The sequence below is a fragment of the Prosthecobacter sp. genome, from assembly GCF_044232965.1.
Taxonomy (GTDB): Bacteria; Verrucomicrobiota; Verrucomicrobiia; order Verrucomicrobiales; family Verrucomicrobiaceae; genus Prosthecobacter.
Window position 1 is genome coordinate 1 of sequence record NZ_JBIIKX010000044.1, and the last position, 14346, is coordinate 14346.

At 61.1% G+C, this 14346-nt stretch carries 14 protein-coding genes; 11 read left to right on the forward strand and 3 right to left on the reverse strand.

What is annotated here, in order from left to right; genetic code table 11:
- The 3 genes from ACILSI_RS17085 to ACILSI_RS17095 all read left to right on the forward strand — a co-directional run.
- The coding region (locus tag ACILSI_RS17085; protein ID WP_395723114.1) for a hypothetical protein at positions 1-287 on the forward strand (287 nt) is incomplete at its 5' end.
- Between the two features lie 252 nt (positions 288-539).
- Positions 540-953, forward strand: a complete 414-nt coding sequence (locus ACILSI_RS17090; RefSeq protein WP_395723115.1) for a putative toxin-antitoxin system toxin component, PIN family — start codon at positions 540-542, stop codon at positions 951-953.
- 3 nt (positions 954-956) lie between these two features.
- On the forward strand, positions 957-1196 hold the full coding sequence (locus ACILSI_RS17095; RefSeq protein WP_395723116.1) for a toxin-antitoxin system HicB family antitoxin: 240 nt from the start codon (positions 957-959) through the stop codon (positions 1194-1196).
- A 17-nt stretch (positions 1197-1213) separates the two neighbouring features.
- Here ACILSI_RS17095 and ACILSI_RS17100 read toward each other — a convergent pair whose 3' ends face one another.
- Together ACILSI_RS17100 and ACILSI_RS17105 are read right to left on the reverse strand one after the other, a co-directional pair.
- On the reverse strand, positions 1214-2521 hold the full coding sequence (locus tag ACILSI_RS17100) for an FtsX-like permease family protein (protein ID WP_395723117.1): 1308 nt from the start codon (positions 2519-2521) through the stop codon (positions 1214-1216).
- Positions 2522-2744: 223 nt separating this feature from the next.
- Positions 2745-4043 carry an FtsX-like permease family protein gene (locus tag ACILSI_RS17105; protein ID WP_395723118.1) on the reverse strand — a complete coding sequence of 433 codons (1299 nt, stop codon included), beginning with the start codon at positions 4041-4043 and terminating at the stop codon, positions 2745-2747.
- Between the two features lie 196 nt (positions 4044-4239).
- Between ACILSI_RS17105 and ACILSI_RS17110 the strand changes: the two genes are divergently transcribed.
- The 5 genes from ACILSI_RS17110 to ACILSI_RS17130 all read left to right on the forward strand — a co-directional run bounded on the left by ACILSI_RS17110 (position 4240) and on the right by ACILSI_RS17130 (position 10963).
- Entirely contained in the window at positions 4240-7512 is a 3273-nt protein-coding gene (locus tag ACILSI_RS17110; RefSeq protein WP_395723119.1) for a PSD1 and planctomycete cytochrome C domain-containing protein, read from the forward strand.
- A 188-nt stretch (positions 7513-7700) separates the two neighbouring features.
- The gene (locus tag ACILSI_RS17115; protein ID WP_395723120.1) at positions 7701-7958 is read left to right on the forward strand and encodes a hypothetical protein; all 258 of its coding nucleotides are present in this window, start codon (positions 7701-7703) and stop codon (positions 7956-7958) included.
- 2 nt (positions 7959-7960) lie between these two features.
- Positions 7961-8590: a hypothetical protein gene (locus ACILSI_RS17120; RefSeq protein ID WP_395723121.1), complete on the forward strand. Its 630-nt coding sequence runs from the start codon at positions 7961-7963 to the stop codon at positions 8588-8590.
- Entirely contained in the window at positions 8587-9369 is a 783-nt protein-coding gene (locus ACILSI_RS17125; RefSeq protein ID WP_395723122.1) for a sterol desaturase family protein, read from the forward strand. Before ACILSI_RS17120 ends, ACILSI_RS17125 begins: the two co-directional genes overlap by 4 nt.
- A gap of 124 nt (positions 9370-9493) precedes the next feature.
- A complete protein-coding gene (locus ACILSI_RS17130; RefSeq protein WP_395723123.1) occupies positions 9494-10963 on the forward strand; it encodes a DUF1501 domain-containing protein in 1470 nt (489 codons plus the stop codon).
- Between the two features lie 46 nt (positions 10964-11009).
- On the opposite strand, the gene ACILSI_RS17135 is transcribed toward ACILSI_RS17130, so the two are convergent.
- A complete protein-coding gene (locus ACILSI_RS17135) occupies positions 11010-11549 on the reverse strand; it encodes a lipocalin family protein (protein WP_395723124.1) in 540 nt (179 codons plus the stop codon).
- 57 nt (positions 11550-11606) lie between these two features.
- Here ACILSI_RS17135 and ACILSI_RS17140 point away from each other — a divergent pair, with 57 nt between their 5' ends.
- From ACILSI_RS17140 to ACILSI_RS17150, 3 genes are read left to right on the forward strand one after another with little or no spacing between them, the layout of a single operon-like run.
- Positions 11607-12344 carry a YqjF family protein gene (locus ACILSI_RS17140; RefSeq protein WP_395723125.1) on the forward strand — a complete coding sequence of 246 codons (738 nt, stop codon included), beginning with the start codon at positions 11607-11609 and terminating at the stop codon, positions 12342-12344.
- A 58-nt stretch (positions 12345-12402) separates the two neighbouring features.
- Positions 12403-13350, forward strand: a complete 948-nt coding sequence (locus ACILSI_RS17145) for an alpha/beta hydrolase fold domain-containing protein (protein ID WP_395723126.1) — start codon at positions 12403-12405, stop codon at positions 13348-13350.
- A gap of 19 nt (positions 13351-13369) precedes the next feature.
- Positions 13370-14320, forward strand: coding sequence for a carboxylesterase family protein (locus tag ACILSI_RS17150; RefSeq protein WP_395723127.1), 951 nt, complete (start codon positions 13370-13372; stop codon positions 14318-14320).
- The last annotated feature ends 26 nt before the right edge of the window (positions 14321-14346 follow it).

Sequence of the window (14346 nt, forward strand, 5' to 3'; positions counted from 1 at the left end):
GGGTGGCTGCGGGAAGTTCTCCGGCGACTATCCAGAGTTCCTGCTGGCGTTGCTTGGTTTGGCGTTGCTCAAACATGCAGGGTTGTTCTCATCACCCAGGAGGAGAGGTTTTTCAACAGGCTGCTAGAGAGCATTTCGGCTGGATTGAATCCCCTATCTTTTATCTCGTTGCCATCCTTCCCGATGTTCTTCTTTATATCGGAGAATTGGTGCTCGTATTGCGCATCAAGATTTTCCACCTCCCTGACAAGGCTAAGCGAGCCGAAGCAAAATCCGACTCGACGTAGTCATGTTAGCCTCCATCCCGCAACGCCACCGCCGGATCGACCCGCGCTGCGAACCATGCGGGAACCAGCGCGGCCATGAGGCAGAGGGCGACGGCGGTGGTGCAGATGGTGAGGAGGTCGCCGAGGTTTGTGTGGGCGGGGATGCTGGAGAGGAAGTAGATGTCTTGCGGGAAGATGTCGCGGCCGGGAGATCAGGCCGCGCGGCCACAAAGTCGTTGCGCTGGTGAATGCGCCATTGATGATTAGCACCAGATGTATGCAGTCCTTGACACCAGCGTGCTCATCTCCGCCCTGCGTTCCAGCGCAGGAGCAAGCCATGCGGTGCTCCAGGCCATTCGATCAAAGCGGATCAAGATTGCATTGTCAGTCGGGCTGGCGCTTGAGTATGAGGATGTCGCCACCAGGCCGGGCATGGTGCCGACGCTTGATGCGCGGCGTGTTGGCGTAATCGTCGATGTCCTTTGTGCCCTGGCAGTGCAGCAGAAAGTCTATTTCACTTGGCGGCCCTGCCTCGTTGACCCAGGAGATGACATGGTGCTGGAACTTGCCCTGGCCGCTCGCACGCCTTACATTATCACCAACAACATTCGCCACTTCAAAGGCTGTGATTCGCTCGGCATCCGGGCGATCACTCCAGCAGTGGCTTTAACTCTTATTCGCCCCTGATTTATGGCCACACTCTCCATCGACATTCCAGACTCACTCCGAAATGGCATCCAGGAGCTGACCAGCAAGGACGGCTATTCATTGAACCAGTTCCTGGTTTGCGCGGCGGCGGAAAAACTGTCCTCGTTTGCCACCATGGATTATCTTCGTGAGCGTGCCGCGAGGGCTGACTTTGCGGAGTTTGATCGCATCATGGCGGAGATTCCCAATGTGCCGCCTGATCCAGGCGATGAACTTCCCTGAGGCCAAGTCAGGTAAGCCTATCCCCCATCCCTCAACGCCACCGCTGGATCAACACGCGCCGCGAACCACGCGGGCACCAGCGCGGCCATGAGGCAGAGGGCGACGGCGGTGGTGCAGATGGTGAGGAGGTCGCCGAGGTTGGTGTGGGCGGGGATGCTGGAGAGGAAGTAGATGTCTTGCGGGAAGATGTCGCGGCCGGTGAGTGTGGCGATTTGATCGCGCAGCCAGTTGCGAATGCCGAGGAAGAAGAAACCGCCGCCGAGGCCGGCCACGACGCCGAAGAGGGCGACGATACCGGCTTGTGAGACGAAGATGGCGATGATCTGCCACGCACGCGTGCCCAGGGCGGTGAGGATGCCGATCTCGCGACGTTTTTTCACGGTGACGGTGATGGTGGTGTTCATCACGCAGATGGCGGCGACGAGCATGATGAAAAGCAGCAGGAACCACATCATGGTGCGCTGGTTTTCGACGGACTCGAGCATCATGCCATGCTCCTGCACCCAGGTGCGCCAGCCCCAGGTCTCGGGAATGCCGCTGGAGCGGTAAATCGCGTCCATCAGCGGTTCGGCGTTGTCGGGGTCCTTCAACTCCAGCTCGATGCCGCTGACGTTGCTTTCGAGGTTGAAGAACTCCTGCGCGATGTGCAGCGGCACGTAGCCACGCAGCCCGGCGGTGTCTGCCCTCAGCGTGGCGACGAGGGTGAGGTCTTTGGACAGCACGGTGACATTGTCGAGCGCTTCGGCGCGCTTCTTCTCCTCGGTGTCCTCGGGGATCTCGCGCACCTGACGGATGAACTGGTTCACACTGTCCGCCGCGTGCACGACGAGCGTGTCGCCGATCTTCGCGCCGATCTCGCGGGCGAATTTGTCGCTGAGGACGATGGAATCGCCCTGGAGGTCGAATTTGCCCTCCTTGAGGTGCTTGCGGAGCTTTTGCAGCAGGCCGTTGTCCGCCTCATCCGCCATGCCGATGACGCTGACGCCTTGCAGATTGCCCTCGTTCTCGACGACGACGACGCCTTCCGCCACCGGCACGGCGGAAACGACCTCGGGACGCGCGGCGAGGGTTTTGCGCAGTTCACGCCAGTCGGGTGATTTGGGTGCGTCGTCACGCGAGTTCATCGGCTGCACCATCGCATGCGGCTCGAAGCCGATGAGCATCTGCCGGAACTCGCGCTGCCAGCCGCTGAACACCGACATCACAAACACCAGCACGCCGACGCCGAGCATGACGCCAAGCATCGAGATCACGGTGATGACCGAGATAAACGAACGCGTGGGCCGCAGGTAGCGCAGGGCGAGGAAGAGAGGGGCGGAGTTCAAGAGAGGAAGGGAAGGGCGAATGACGAATGCGGAATGACGAATGGTGGGGCGGGGATCGTTCTCGTCCTCCTACTCGAACTCGTCCTCGATCATTTCGTTGGCGATAAGAGTTAGGGGTTACGAGTTAGGAGAGGTGTGTTGGCTTGGTTTTGAAGGGTATGAGTGTTGGCGGAGTGGCAGAATCGAGGACGAGTAGGAGTAGGAGGACGAGTAGGATTTGAAATCAATCGCGTAGCGCGACGGCGGGATCGACGCGGGCGGCGAGCCATGCGGGTGGCAGGGCGGCGAGGAGGCAGAGGGTGATGGAGCCGAGGCAGGTGGCGAGGATGAACCAGGGCTCGATTTGCGCGGGAATCGTCGCCAAAAACATGCCGGAGGACGCATCGGCGTTGCCGCCGCTGAGGATCGCGATGCCCATGCGAATGTCATCGCGCAACCAGAGCACCAGGCCGCTCAGGGTGAGGCCGGTCAGCGTGCCGAGCGTGCCCACAAAGGCCGCCTGCGCGACGAAGATGCCGATGATCTGGCTCTGCCGCGATCCCAGCGCGGTGAGCACGCCGATTTCACGCCGTTTCTGCGTGGTGACGGTGATCGTGGTGTTCATGACCGAGAACGCGGCCACGACGGCGATGATCAGGAGCACGATCCACATCATCACGCGCTCGTTGCTCATGGCGGCGAGACGCGCATCGCCTGCATCCGTCCACAGCGAGGCGCTCCAGCCTGCGGGAATGATTCCGGCGGCGGTGAAGCGCTTCATCACGTCCTTCACCTCGCCGGGTTGCTTCAGTTCGATCAGCACGCCGCTGACTTGATCGCCGTAGTCGAAGACCTGCTGGGCGGTTTCGAGCGTGGTGTAGCCGTATTGCCCGGCGGTCTCGGAACGGGTGTAGCCCTGGAGGATGAGCTCCCGCGCATGCAGCTTGATGTTCTTGTAAGCGGCGTGGCGTTTGGCCTCGTCCTGCTCGTCGGAGGCGACACGGAAGCGCTGCACGGCGCTGGTGACATTCGTGGAGGCATAGACGCTGATTTTGTCGCTCGGATGCGCATCGAGCTGGCCGGCGATATAATCCGCAGCGACCACGCCGCCGTGGCGCAGCTCCAGGGAGCCTTCGAGGCGGTGCGGCGCGATCTTGGCCATGTAAAACTTCGCGCCGTCCTCCGGCAGGCCGATCACATCCATGCCGGACTGCATGCCCTCACGCTCCGCATACATGACACCGCGAAGGTAGCTGCTGGCGGAGAGCACGTCCGGCTGCGCACGCACTTGGGCGAGCAATTCCGCTGTCGCTTTGGTTGAAGCAGGCTTCTGGCCCTGCGGATGCAGCAGGATGTGCGGCTCCGAGCCGATCAAGACCTTGCGAAACTCGCCTTCAAAGCCCTTCATCACCGAACTGACGACGATCATCATCAGCACGCCCACCGCGACGCCGAGGATGGAGATGACCGTGATCACCGAGACGAACGAACGCTTCGCACGCAGATAGCGTCGGGCGAGGAAGAGGGTGACGTTCGAAAGCATGGCGGCGCATCAAAGCGCTGTGCGGGCGGGATTCGAGGAGAAAGTGAGGAATGAAGTGCGGTCCCGGGGTGAAGGAGCGGCGGCTCTGCGCAATCTCTGCATCAAGCCGCCCAATCCCACCTGCAAGGTGGCACGTTCGCTGCGCGTTTGGTTTTTTGGAGTTCGGCGCTAAACTGTCGAGCTCCAAAACCCCCAGATGACCCCGCGTTTCCAGTTTCCCTCTCTCGTTTTGGGCGGCTTTGCCGTCGCCTGCTCTTTCGCCACGGCGGCGGACACATTTCCGCCGGACCAGATCGAGTTCTTCGAGAAAAACGTCCGCCCGGTGCTCGCGGAGCGCTGCTACGAGTGTCACGGGGCGCACAAGCATCAAAACGGACTGCGCCTCGACTCCCGTGCCGCCGTCGTGCGCGGCAGTGATTACGGCAAGGTCGTCGAGCCTGGCAATCCGAGCGCGAGCAAGCTGATCAAGGCCATCAATCATGCCGCGGGTGTCGAGGCGATGCCGAAGAAGGGCGACAAACTGCCCGCGCCGCAGATCGCCGCGCTGGAGAAATGGGTCAGCCTGGGCCTGCCTTGGCCTGCGGAACCGGAAGTGGTCGATCATGCAGCTCCGAAGGCCGATCCGATGCAGCATTGGGCCTTCAAGCCGGTGCAAAAGCCCGCTTTGCCCGCCGGTTTCACCGGCAATCCGATTGATGCCTTGGTTGGAGCCAAACTGAAAGCCGCTGGGCTTGATTTCGCGCCTCCTGCCGAGCCCGCCACGCTCACCCGCCGCCTCTTCCTCAGCCTCACCGGCCTGCCGCCGACTTTCGATGATTTGCAGAAGAAGCGCGATCCCCAGTCTCTGATCAGCGAGTTGCTCGCCAAACCCGCTTACGGCGAGCGCTGGGCGCGTGTCTGGCTCGATGTGGTGCGCTACGCGGACACCAACGGCTACCAGGTCGCGGGCCGCAGCAATTTCTATCCCTATGCCTACGCCTACCGTGACTGGATTGTGAAGTCGCTCAACGAGGACATGCCGTATGACAAGTTCGTGAGCTACCAGCTCGCGGCAGACCGTCTGACCGCCGCCACTCCAAACGCCCCCGACCTTGCGGCGCTGGGTTTCTACAATGTCGGCGAGAGGTTCATCAATGACCGCGTGCTCATCACCGACGACCGCATTGATGTCATCGGCCGTGGCCTGCTCGGTCTCACGGTTGGCTGCGCCCGCTGCCACGATCACAAATTCGATCCCATTCCGAGCCGTGATTACTATGCGATGTTCAGCATCCTCAACAGCAGCGACGAGCCGGACGAGCCCGCGATGCCCATCATCGGCAAGGCCGCGAATGAAAAAGATGGCCAGGACTACGACGTCAAGGTCGCGGAGATTCACAAGAAGGAACTCGACTTCAAGCGCACGGTTTATGACGAGCTGCGCCAGCAGGAACGCCTCGCCGACTACCTCATTTTTGCGCAGGAGACTGTCAGCATCACGGACAACACCGTCTTCCGCGGCAAAGCCGGCCAGATGAAGCTGCGCGACAAGGTGGCCGACAAGTGGCGCGACTTCCTGAAGCGTTACGCGCTCCAGGCCAAGCCGCATCCGGTCATGGTCGCCTGGAAGCGTTTTGCCGGCCTGCCTGCGGGTGAATTCGCCGCCAAGGCGCCTGCCATCACGCAAGAACTCGCCAAACCTGAAAGCGGCTGCTCGCCGGAGATTGCCGCCACCTTTGCCAAAGCGCCGCCGAAGTCACTGAAGGACGTGGCCAGCGCCTACGCGCAGATCATTCTCGCCGACAAGACGGAGCCGATGCGCCAGCTCATGCAGGACAAGCTCTCGCCCATGTCCGTGCCGGTCGAAGGCGCGGATGCCTTCTTTACCCGCAAGGATCTCGAAATGACCGTGCGCCTGAGCAATGAGCGGGCAAAAATTGATGCCACACATCCCGGCGCACCACCGCGCGCGATGGTGCTGCTCGACAAGCCGAAGCCGAACGACGTGCGTGTTTACATCCGTGGCAATCCTGCACGGCAGGGCGAAGTGGCCCCGCGCGCCTGGCTCACGATGTTTGGCGGCCAGAAGTTCACCGACGGCAGCGGCCGCCTGGAACTCGCCCGGCAAATCTCCAGCAAAGACAATCCGCTCACCGCGCGTGTCATCGTGAACCGTGTGTGGATGCAGCATTTCGGCAGGCCGCTTGTCTCGCAGACCAGCGACTTCGGGGTGCAGACGCCCAAACCTGCCCAGGCTGAACTGCTCGACTATCTGGCCGCCAGCCTCATGGAAAACGGCTGGAGCCTCAAAAAGCTGCACACGCTCATCCTCAGCAGCCGCACCTGGCAGCAGAGCAGCCACGCCACGCCGGAGAAGCTCACCAAGGATGCCGACAACGAACTGCTCAGCCGCTTCAACCGCCAGCGCCTCGATTATGAAACCATGCGCGATGCCATCCTCGCCACAACCGGTGAACTTGACGCGAAAACCCTCGGCGGACGCGCCATTGAACTGAACGCGAAGGAGGCCGAAGCCCGCCGCACGCTTTATCTCAAAGTGGACCGCTACGACCAGGCCAGCGTGCCCGCGATGTTTGACTTCGCCAATCCCGACAGCCACAGCCCGCAGCGCTTCAACACCACCGTGCCGCAGCAGGCGCTCTTTTTGATGAACAGCCCCTTCATGCGCGCCCGTGCCGATGCCATAGCGAAGGCCACGCCGCTGAAAGGCAGCACGCTCGATTCCGAAGCCATTCGCGCGATGTATCAGCGCATCCTCGGCCGCGATCCGAAGCCCGATGAAGTCGAGCTGGCCCAGCGCTTCGCGGCGGATGCCGATGCGCTCAATGGTGAAAAACCCTTCCGCTGGAGCTACGGCTCGATGAAGCTCACTCGCACACCCGATGGCAAACCCGCCTTCGCCGAGTTTCAGCCCTTTGCCCACCTCACCGAGCGCGGCGGTGGCGGGCAGAAGCTCTGGAGTCCCGGTGCAAAGATCCCTGATCCCGATCCGAAATGGGGCCACGCCTTCTGGGCCAACTACGGCGGCCATGCCGCGCCCAAAGACCTCGCTGTCACCGCCTGCTGGCATGTGCCCACGGACATGAAAGTCAGCATCGACGCCGTTTTGAGCCGCAGCAGCGATCGTGGCGACGGTGTCCGCGCCTGGATTCACAACAGCCGCACCGGCGTCGTCTCCGAATACTTCTGCACCCCGCAGAACAAAAAAGTGCCCACCCAAGTCACCATCGAGGTGAAGCGTGGAGACATCGTGAGCTTCATCGTTCACAACGAAGCCAGCACCGACAGCGACAGCTTCGACTGGCAGCCGCAAATCACCCGCGCTGACAACGGCGAATTCCTCACCAACGCCAAAAACGACTTCTGCGACGCCAACCGCTGGCCCTTCGGCCGCCAGAAGCCCCAGCAGCCCCTCAGCCAGCTCGCGCAGGTGCTCATGATCAGCAACGAGTTCATGTTTGTGGATTAAAGTGGTCCGCACAGTCCTCTGTGCGGCGCTCCGCAATCACCTACAGCATCTTATCATCCAGACAGCGCTCTGGTCTGCTGCGCATAAACACACAAAGGTTATCACCCGACTACCACGCGCCGCACAGGGGACTGTGCGGACCACTTTGCTATCGACACCACATCATGCGGTTCGGTATCATGCGGCTCATGAAGTCGATCATTCGCATCGCCGCCGTCATATCGTCACTCGCTCTGCTCATCGGCTGTGTCTGGTTCGCGCAGAAGAAGGCCAATCCTACCGTCATGCCAGGCTCCAAAAGCGGAACGCTGATCATTCCCACGCAGCAGTCTCCGTCTAAAACGATCATGCCGGGCAGCAAATCCTTCACTGGTGGCCCCACGGTCAGCTCCGAGGCCTTGAAGCTGCAAACCGGCCAGACCCCGCCTCAAGCGATGAAGCCATGAACATGGCATCCAAACTTGCACGAATTGCCGTGGTGCTGTTTTCGCTGACACTGCTGGTGGCTTATGTCTGGCATTCGCACGTCACGCCGAACACGCCGCCTCCCGACCCGCTCGGCCTCAGCACTGTCGAATTGGAGCAGCAGCCGGAGGTCGCCAAATTCGAGGGTTTCATCAATCACGGCAGTCCAACGCCAACCGGTAAACGACCAGCGAATGACCTGCGCATCATCAGTTCGAAGGTCATCAATCAACCGATCTTCAGCGTCAGAAAGCTGGAGCCAGAGACGCCAGAATTCCGCGTCGTGACTGCGGACTTCAAGTTGCTGGGACTTCAAATGGTCAAAGATTTGGAGGTCGACCCTGGCATTGTCACCACCGCGCCACAGTCCGCGGGCTTTTTGTTGAAACGTCAGGCCGATTCGCTGGAACAGCCAGAAGCCATCAAGCGCATCATGTTTGATAACGACAGCGCTGCCAGGAACGAACGGATGATGACGCCCGAAAAACTGTGGGAGAACTTCCATGTACAAATGACAATGATGTCCGGCTCGAAGTCGGGACGTGTCTTACTGCCCTCACTTTTCAATTTCCAGCGGCCGCTGCTAAAAACGGACATCCCGCTCAGACCATGACCCTCCCAGCCGTCATCCTCTCTACCGGCCTGAGCATCCTGTTTCTCGTGGTGCTGTTTCGTCCGCTGGAAAAACTGTTTCCGGCGCGTGAGGGGCAGAAGTTTCTGCGTCCGGCCTTCTGGACCGATTTGTTCTTCCTGCTCGGCCAATATCTGCTGTGGAGCGGCCTTGTGTTCTGGGCGCTGAGTCATTTTCGTGGCTGGCTCGATGGCTTCGTGCCGCCAAATTTCCGCGCAGCCGTCGCGGCACAGTCGTGGTGGTTGCAGGCCATCGAAATGATCGTGCTGAGCGATTTCATCATCTACTGGGCGCATCGTTTGCAGCACAAGGTGCCGTTCCTGTGGCGCTTCCATTCGATTCATCACAGCGCGGAGCATCTCGACTGGCTGGCGGCGCATCGCGAGCATCCGCTCGACACGATCTACACCGTTGGCATCATCAATCTGCCCGCGTTCATCCTCGGTTTTCCATTGGAGACGCTGGCCGGATTTCTCGCCTTCCGCGGTCTGTGGGCCATCTTCATCCACTCGAACGTGCGTCTGCCCATCGGTCCGCTGCGCATGATCATCGGCGCACCGGAACTGCATCACTGGCATCACGACAAAGCCCGCGATGCCGGCAACTACGCGAACATTTCACCGCTCATGGACATTCTCTTCGGTACTTACCGCTGTCCCGATCACGAGCCCGAGGCCTTTGGCATCCACGAACCCATCTCGAAGCACTACCTCGGCCAGCTCTGGCATCCGTTTCGCCGCCATAAAAAGGACGCGGCATGATCCCTGCCCGGGGCATGGACTTTCCTGCCCGGCCCTGACGATCTGTCCCGAAAAGGCAAGATCAGCCCCTTCTTGTCGTACATGCCGCTGATATTGCCCTTCCAACACGCACCCAACGCACACCATGTTCCGCATTCCTGGAGTCCCCGGTAAAGACCTCTGTGACAACCATCTCGGCAGCACGCGCCGCGACATTCTCCGCGTCGGTGGCGCGGGAATCATGGGCCTCACGCTCAACAATGTGCTGCGTGGCCAGGCCATGGCGGCGAGTTCTCCGAATGCAGGCCGCGCTGGCTGGGGCAAGGCGAAGCATGTGCTCATGATCTATCTCCAGGGCGGCCCCTCGCATCTCGATCTCTGGGACCCGAAGGAAAACGTGCCGGACAAGGTGCGCTCCGCCTTCAAAACCATCCCGACCAAGGTGCCCGGCAAGCACTTCACCGAGATCCTGCCCGGCCTGGCGAAGGTGAACGACAAGTTCACCATGATCAATTCGATGAGCTACACGCCGAACGGGCTCTTCAACCACACGGCGGCGATCTACCAAATCATGACTGGCTACACGACGGACAAGGTCAGCCCCTCCGGCCAGCTCGAGCCGCCGAATGCGAAGGACTTCCCGAACTTCGGCTCGAACATCATCCGCCTGAAGCCCCCGACCGAGCCGATGCTCCCCTTCGTGCAGCTTCCGCGTCCGCTCCAGGAATCCAACGTCGTCGGCAAAGGCGGCGGCGCCGGTTTCCTCGGCAAGGCCTACGATCCTTACACGCTCTTCCCCGATGGCGACGACCTCGACATGGGCAAGATGGACCGCATCAAGATCGAAGACCTGCAACTGCGCCCCGACCTTTTCAGCGTGCGTCTGGAACGCCGTGCCAAGCTGCGCGATGCCATCAACGACCAGATGCCGACCATCGAGGCCGCAACGAAGGATCTCAGCCTCGACAGCTATTACAGCCAAGCTTTGAACCTCATCTCCAGCGGTCGTGCTCGCGACGCCTTCGCACTCGACCGCGAGCCTGAAAAACTCCGCGACCGCTACGGCCGCAACACTTTCGGCCAAAGCTGCCTCCTCGCCCGTCGCCTGCTCGAAGCCGGTACTCGCGTCGTCGAGGTCATCTGGCCCAAGGTCGCCAACTCCGATAATCACTCCTGGGACCATCACGTCGGCCTTACGCAGCGCATGAAGAACCAGAGTGGCCCCATGCTCGATCAGGGCCTCAGCGCTTTGTTTGACGATCTCGACGCCTCCGGCCTGCTCGACGAGACACTCGTCGTCGCCCTCGGCGAATTCGGTCGCAGCCCCGAAAAAGGCGTGTCCACCAGCGGCAACGGCAACAGCGCCGACGGTCGCGACCACTGGCCTTACTGCTACACCGCCATCGTCGGCGGCGCTGGCATCAAGCGCGGCTACGTCCACGGCAAATCCGATGCCACCGGCTCCGCGCCGACCGAAGATGCCGTGCATCCGATGGAACTGCTCGCCACCATCTACCACAGCGTCGGCATCGACCCCGAGACGATCGTTTACAATCACCTCAACCAGCCGCGTGAGCTGGTGAAGGCCAAGCCTGTGACGAAGCTGTTTGCTTGATCTAATCGTAAACAAAGAGGCAGGACGAAAGTCCTGCCTCTTTTTGTTACTCTGACCGCTGCGGCACCTTCGCCAGCAGGCGCGTGTCGTAGCCTTGCTTCGCCATCCGCTCCAGGATGCCGCGATACGTTGCCTCATCGAGCACGGGCTTACGGCTGAGCACCCAGGCCAGTTTGCGGTTGGGATAGCCGATCACGCTCCACTGGTAGTCCGGGTCGAGGTCGATGATCAGATAGGGCACCCGCAGCGGCCAGATGAACTGCACACGCCATTCGGAGTTGGTGGCCTTGTTGTGAACCCAGGCCACGCCCTTCCACTGCTCCAGCGGCGCGTCGAGGCTGCCGCGTCGGAACAGGAAGATGTTGTCCATTTTGCCATCGGGGCGAAGCGCGTAGCGGTCCAGCGTGCCCACCTTGCCCTTCTCCAACGAGTAAGGGATGTGGGCAAAGACGAACCAGTCGCCCACATAGCGGTTCAGATCGACGTGGGGCACGGTTTGCAGCGGGGCGGGTTTCATGGGAGTGCAGGAGGCGAGGCTGAGCAGCGAAAGCAGCAGAAGGCCGAGGGTGGATGATCGAAAGCGCATGCTTGATGAACGAATCCAGAAGACGCATGGGCGCGAATTCAGGCGTATCATCTTCACATGCCTGTCACACCCACGCTTGAATCCCGACTCGCCGTCCGCGAGCGACCTTCGCGCCCGCATGTGATGCTTCAGCGTTGGGAGAAGCTGGTCTTCCTGCACTGGCGCTGGGATGCGTCAGATATCCAGCGCACGCTGCCGCCGGGTTTGTTCGTGGACACGTTTCAAGGCGATGCCTGGCTCGCCATCGTGCCGTTTTACATGCGCGGCATTCGTCCGCGTTTCTGCCCGCCCGTGCCGGGCATCAGCAACTTCCTCGAACTCAACGTGCGCACCTATGTACATGACGAACAAGGCCGCCCCGGCGTGTGGTTTTACTCACTGGACTGCGATCAACCGCTCGCCGTGTGGACCGCGCGCACGTTTTTCCACCTGCCGTATCAGCACGCCCGCATGCAGGCACCGATGGCAGACGGCTGGATCGACTACACCTGTCAGCGTCGTGGAGAACCAGCGCAGTCGTTCTTTCGCTATCAACTCTCTGACGAAACACGCACTGCCGCCCCCGGCACGCTCGAATTCTTCCTCGCTGAGCGCTACCTGCTCTTCTCGCCAAGCCCGCGTGGCATCCGCTGCGGTCAGGTGCATCACGTTCCGTATTCGCTCGCGGAGGCGAAGCTGGATGCCTGGGACGTGAAGCCGCTGCTTCAAGCCGGTTTCAGTGATCCTCGGCGGCCGCCCGATCACGTCATCGGCTCTCCTGGCGTGGATGTGCACGTGTATCCGCTCACAGCATGATCAAGATCACTCTTTGGAACAAACCCGCGTCTCGCGAACGTTGAATGGCGCTCCAGCCATGAAACTTGCGCTTCTCCCGTTCCTGCTCGCCGCGTCTCTTCACGCGCAAACACCCGTGCCCGCCGCTAAACCGGCTCCCTTGCCCAAACGCGCCCCTACCATCGCGAATGTGGCCTACGGCACGCATGAGCGGCAGATGCTCGACTTTTACAAGGCGGAGTCCGCCAAGCCCACGCCGCTGCTGTTCTTCATCCACGGCGGCGGATGGGTGAATGGGGACAAATCCGGCGTCGGCGAACTCGAAGCCTGCCTCGCCGCCGGTATCTCCGTCGTCTCGATCAATTATCGCTACTCCTGGCAGGCGCAGCTCGCTGGCGTGATGCCGCCTGTGCAATGGCCGCTGGAGGGTGCGGCGCGTGCCTTGCAGTTCGTGCGCAGCAAGGCGGGTGAGTGGAACATCGACAAGCAGCGCATCGGCGCCAGCGGCGGCTCCGCAGGCGCTTGCAGCAGCCTCTACCTCGCCTTTCACGACGACATGGCCGATCCGAAGAGCAGCGATCCCATCGCCCGCGAATCCACGCGCCTCTGGTGCGCTGCGGTGACCGGTGCGCAGACCTCGCTCGACCCGAAACAGCTCATCGAATGGACGCCGAACAGCCGCTACGGCGGCCACGCCTTCGGCTTCATGGACCCGAACGACCGCAAAACCCGCGACACGCGCTTCGCTGAGTTCCTGGAGAAACGCGAGTCCGTGCTGAAGTGGATCAAGATGTACTCACCTTATGAACTCGTCTCCAAGGACGACCCACCCGTCTATCTTTTCTACAGCAGTGTTCCCGCCATCGGCCAGCCGCAAAAAGATCCCACCCACACCTCCAACTACGGCGTCAAACTTCAGGAGCACTGCAAAGCCATCGGCACCGAGTGCGAACTCGTCTATCCCGGTGCGCCGAACATGAAGCACAAGACGATCTCGGAGTTTTTGATCGCCAAACTCAAACAATAACCACAACCTGAACCCAACCATGAAACTCGCTCTCTCCCTCCTCCTGCTCACCAGCTTCGCTTTCGCCGCCGAAACTCCGGCCAAGAAGGCTGAAGCGCCCGCCAAGAAGGCTCCGGCCAAAAAAGTTTATCCACAGAACCCGCCGAAGACGGTGGCTGATTTCAAATATGGGCCGCACGAGCGGAACGTGCTCGATTTCTGGCAGGCGAAGTCGGACAAGCCGACGCCGCTGCTGTTTTTCATTCATGGCGGTGGCTGGATGGGCGGGGACAAGGCCGGGATCGCCGTGGAACCGTTTTTGAAGGAAGGCATCTCTGTCGTTTCGATCAACTACCGCTACATCTCGCAGGCGCAGGAGGTGGTGCCGCCGGTGAAGGCCCCGCTGCATGACGCGGCGCTCGCCTTGCAGACCGTGCGCAGCAAGGCGGCGGAGTGGAACATCGACAAGACACGCATCGGAGCCAGCGGCGGCTCGGCGGGCGCGTGTTCAAGCCTGTGGCTGGCTTTCCATCCCGACATGGCCGATCCGAAGAGCAGCGATCCTGTCGCCCGCGAGTCCACACGGCTCTTCTGCGCGGCGGTGAACGGTGCGCAGACCACTCTGGACCCGCAGCAGATGAAGGAATGGACGCCGAACAGCAGCTATGGCGGGCATGCCTTCATTCCTGGCAAGGAGCGCCCCAAATTCGACGCCTTCCTGGCCGCCCGGGAGAAAATCCTGCCCTGGATCGCCGAGTACTCGCCCTATGCGCTTGTTTCGTCGGATGATCCGCCGGTTTACCTCTCCTTTGGCGCTCCGCCTGCGATGGGACAGGTACAGAAAGACCCCACGCACACGGCGAACTTCGGCGTGAAGTTGCAGGAGCACTGCAAGGCCAACGGCGTGGCCTGCGAGCTGTTTTATCCGGGCGTGACCGACGTGAAGGCCAAATCCACGACTGAATACCTGATCGCGAAGCTCAAGGAGTAAGCCCCACGATCATCTGAAAACAGGCT

Bases quoted from the DNA above. Each gene is read 5' to 3' on its own strand.
- ACILSI_RS17140 (WP_395723125.1), top strand. From the start codon at position 11,607: ATGCCTGTCACACCCACGCTTGAATCCCGACTCGCCGTCCGCGAGCGA.
- ACILSI_RS17110 (WP_395723119.1), top strand. From the start codon at position 4,240: ATGACCCCGCGTTTCCAGTTTCCCTCTCTCGTTTTGGGCGGCTTTGCC.
- ACILSI_RS17135 (WP_395723124.1), bottom strand. From the start codon at position 11,549: ATGCGCTTTCGATCATCCACCCTCGGCCTTCTGCTGCTTTCGCTGCTC.
- ACILSI_RS17120 (WP_395723121.1), top strand. From the start codon at position 7,961: ATGGCATCCAAACTTGCACGAATTGCCGTGGTGCTGTTTTCGCTGACA.
- ACILSI_RS17145 (WP_395723126.1), top strand. From the start codon at position 12,403: ATGAAACTTGCGCTTCTCCCGTTCCTGCTCGCCGCGTCTCTTCACGCG.
- ACILSI_RS17090 (WP_395723115.1), top strand. From the start codon at position 540: ATGTATGCAGTCCTTGACACCAGCGTGCTCATCTCCGCCCTGCGTTCC.
- ACILSI_RS17115 (WP_395723120.1), top strand. From the start codon at position 7,701: ATGAAGTCGATCATTCGCATCGCCGCCGTCATATCGTCACTCGCTCTG.
- ACILSI_RS17150 (WP_395723127.1), top strand. From the start codon at position 13,370: ATGAAACTCGCTCTCTCCCTCCTCCTGCTCACCAGCTTCGCTTTCGCC.
- ACILSI_RS17125 (WP_395723122.1), top strand. From the start codon at position 8,587: ATGACCCTCCCAGCCGTCATCCTCTCTACCGGCCTGAGCATCCTGTTT.
- ACILSI_RS17105 (WP_395723118.1), bottom strand. From the start codon at position 4,043: ATGCTTTCGAACGTCACCCTCTTCCTCGCCCGACGCTATCTGCGTGCG.
- ACILSI_RS17095 (WP_395723116.1), top strand. From the start codon at position 957: ATGGCCACACTCTCCATCGACATTCCAGACTCACTCCGAAATGGCATC.
- ACILSI_RS17130 (WP_395723123.1), top strand. From the start codon at position 9,494: ATGTTCCGCATTCCTGGAGTCCCCGGTAAAGACCTCTGTGACAACCAT.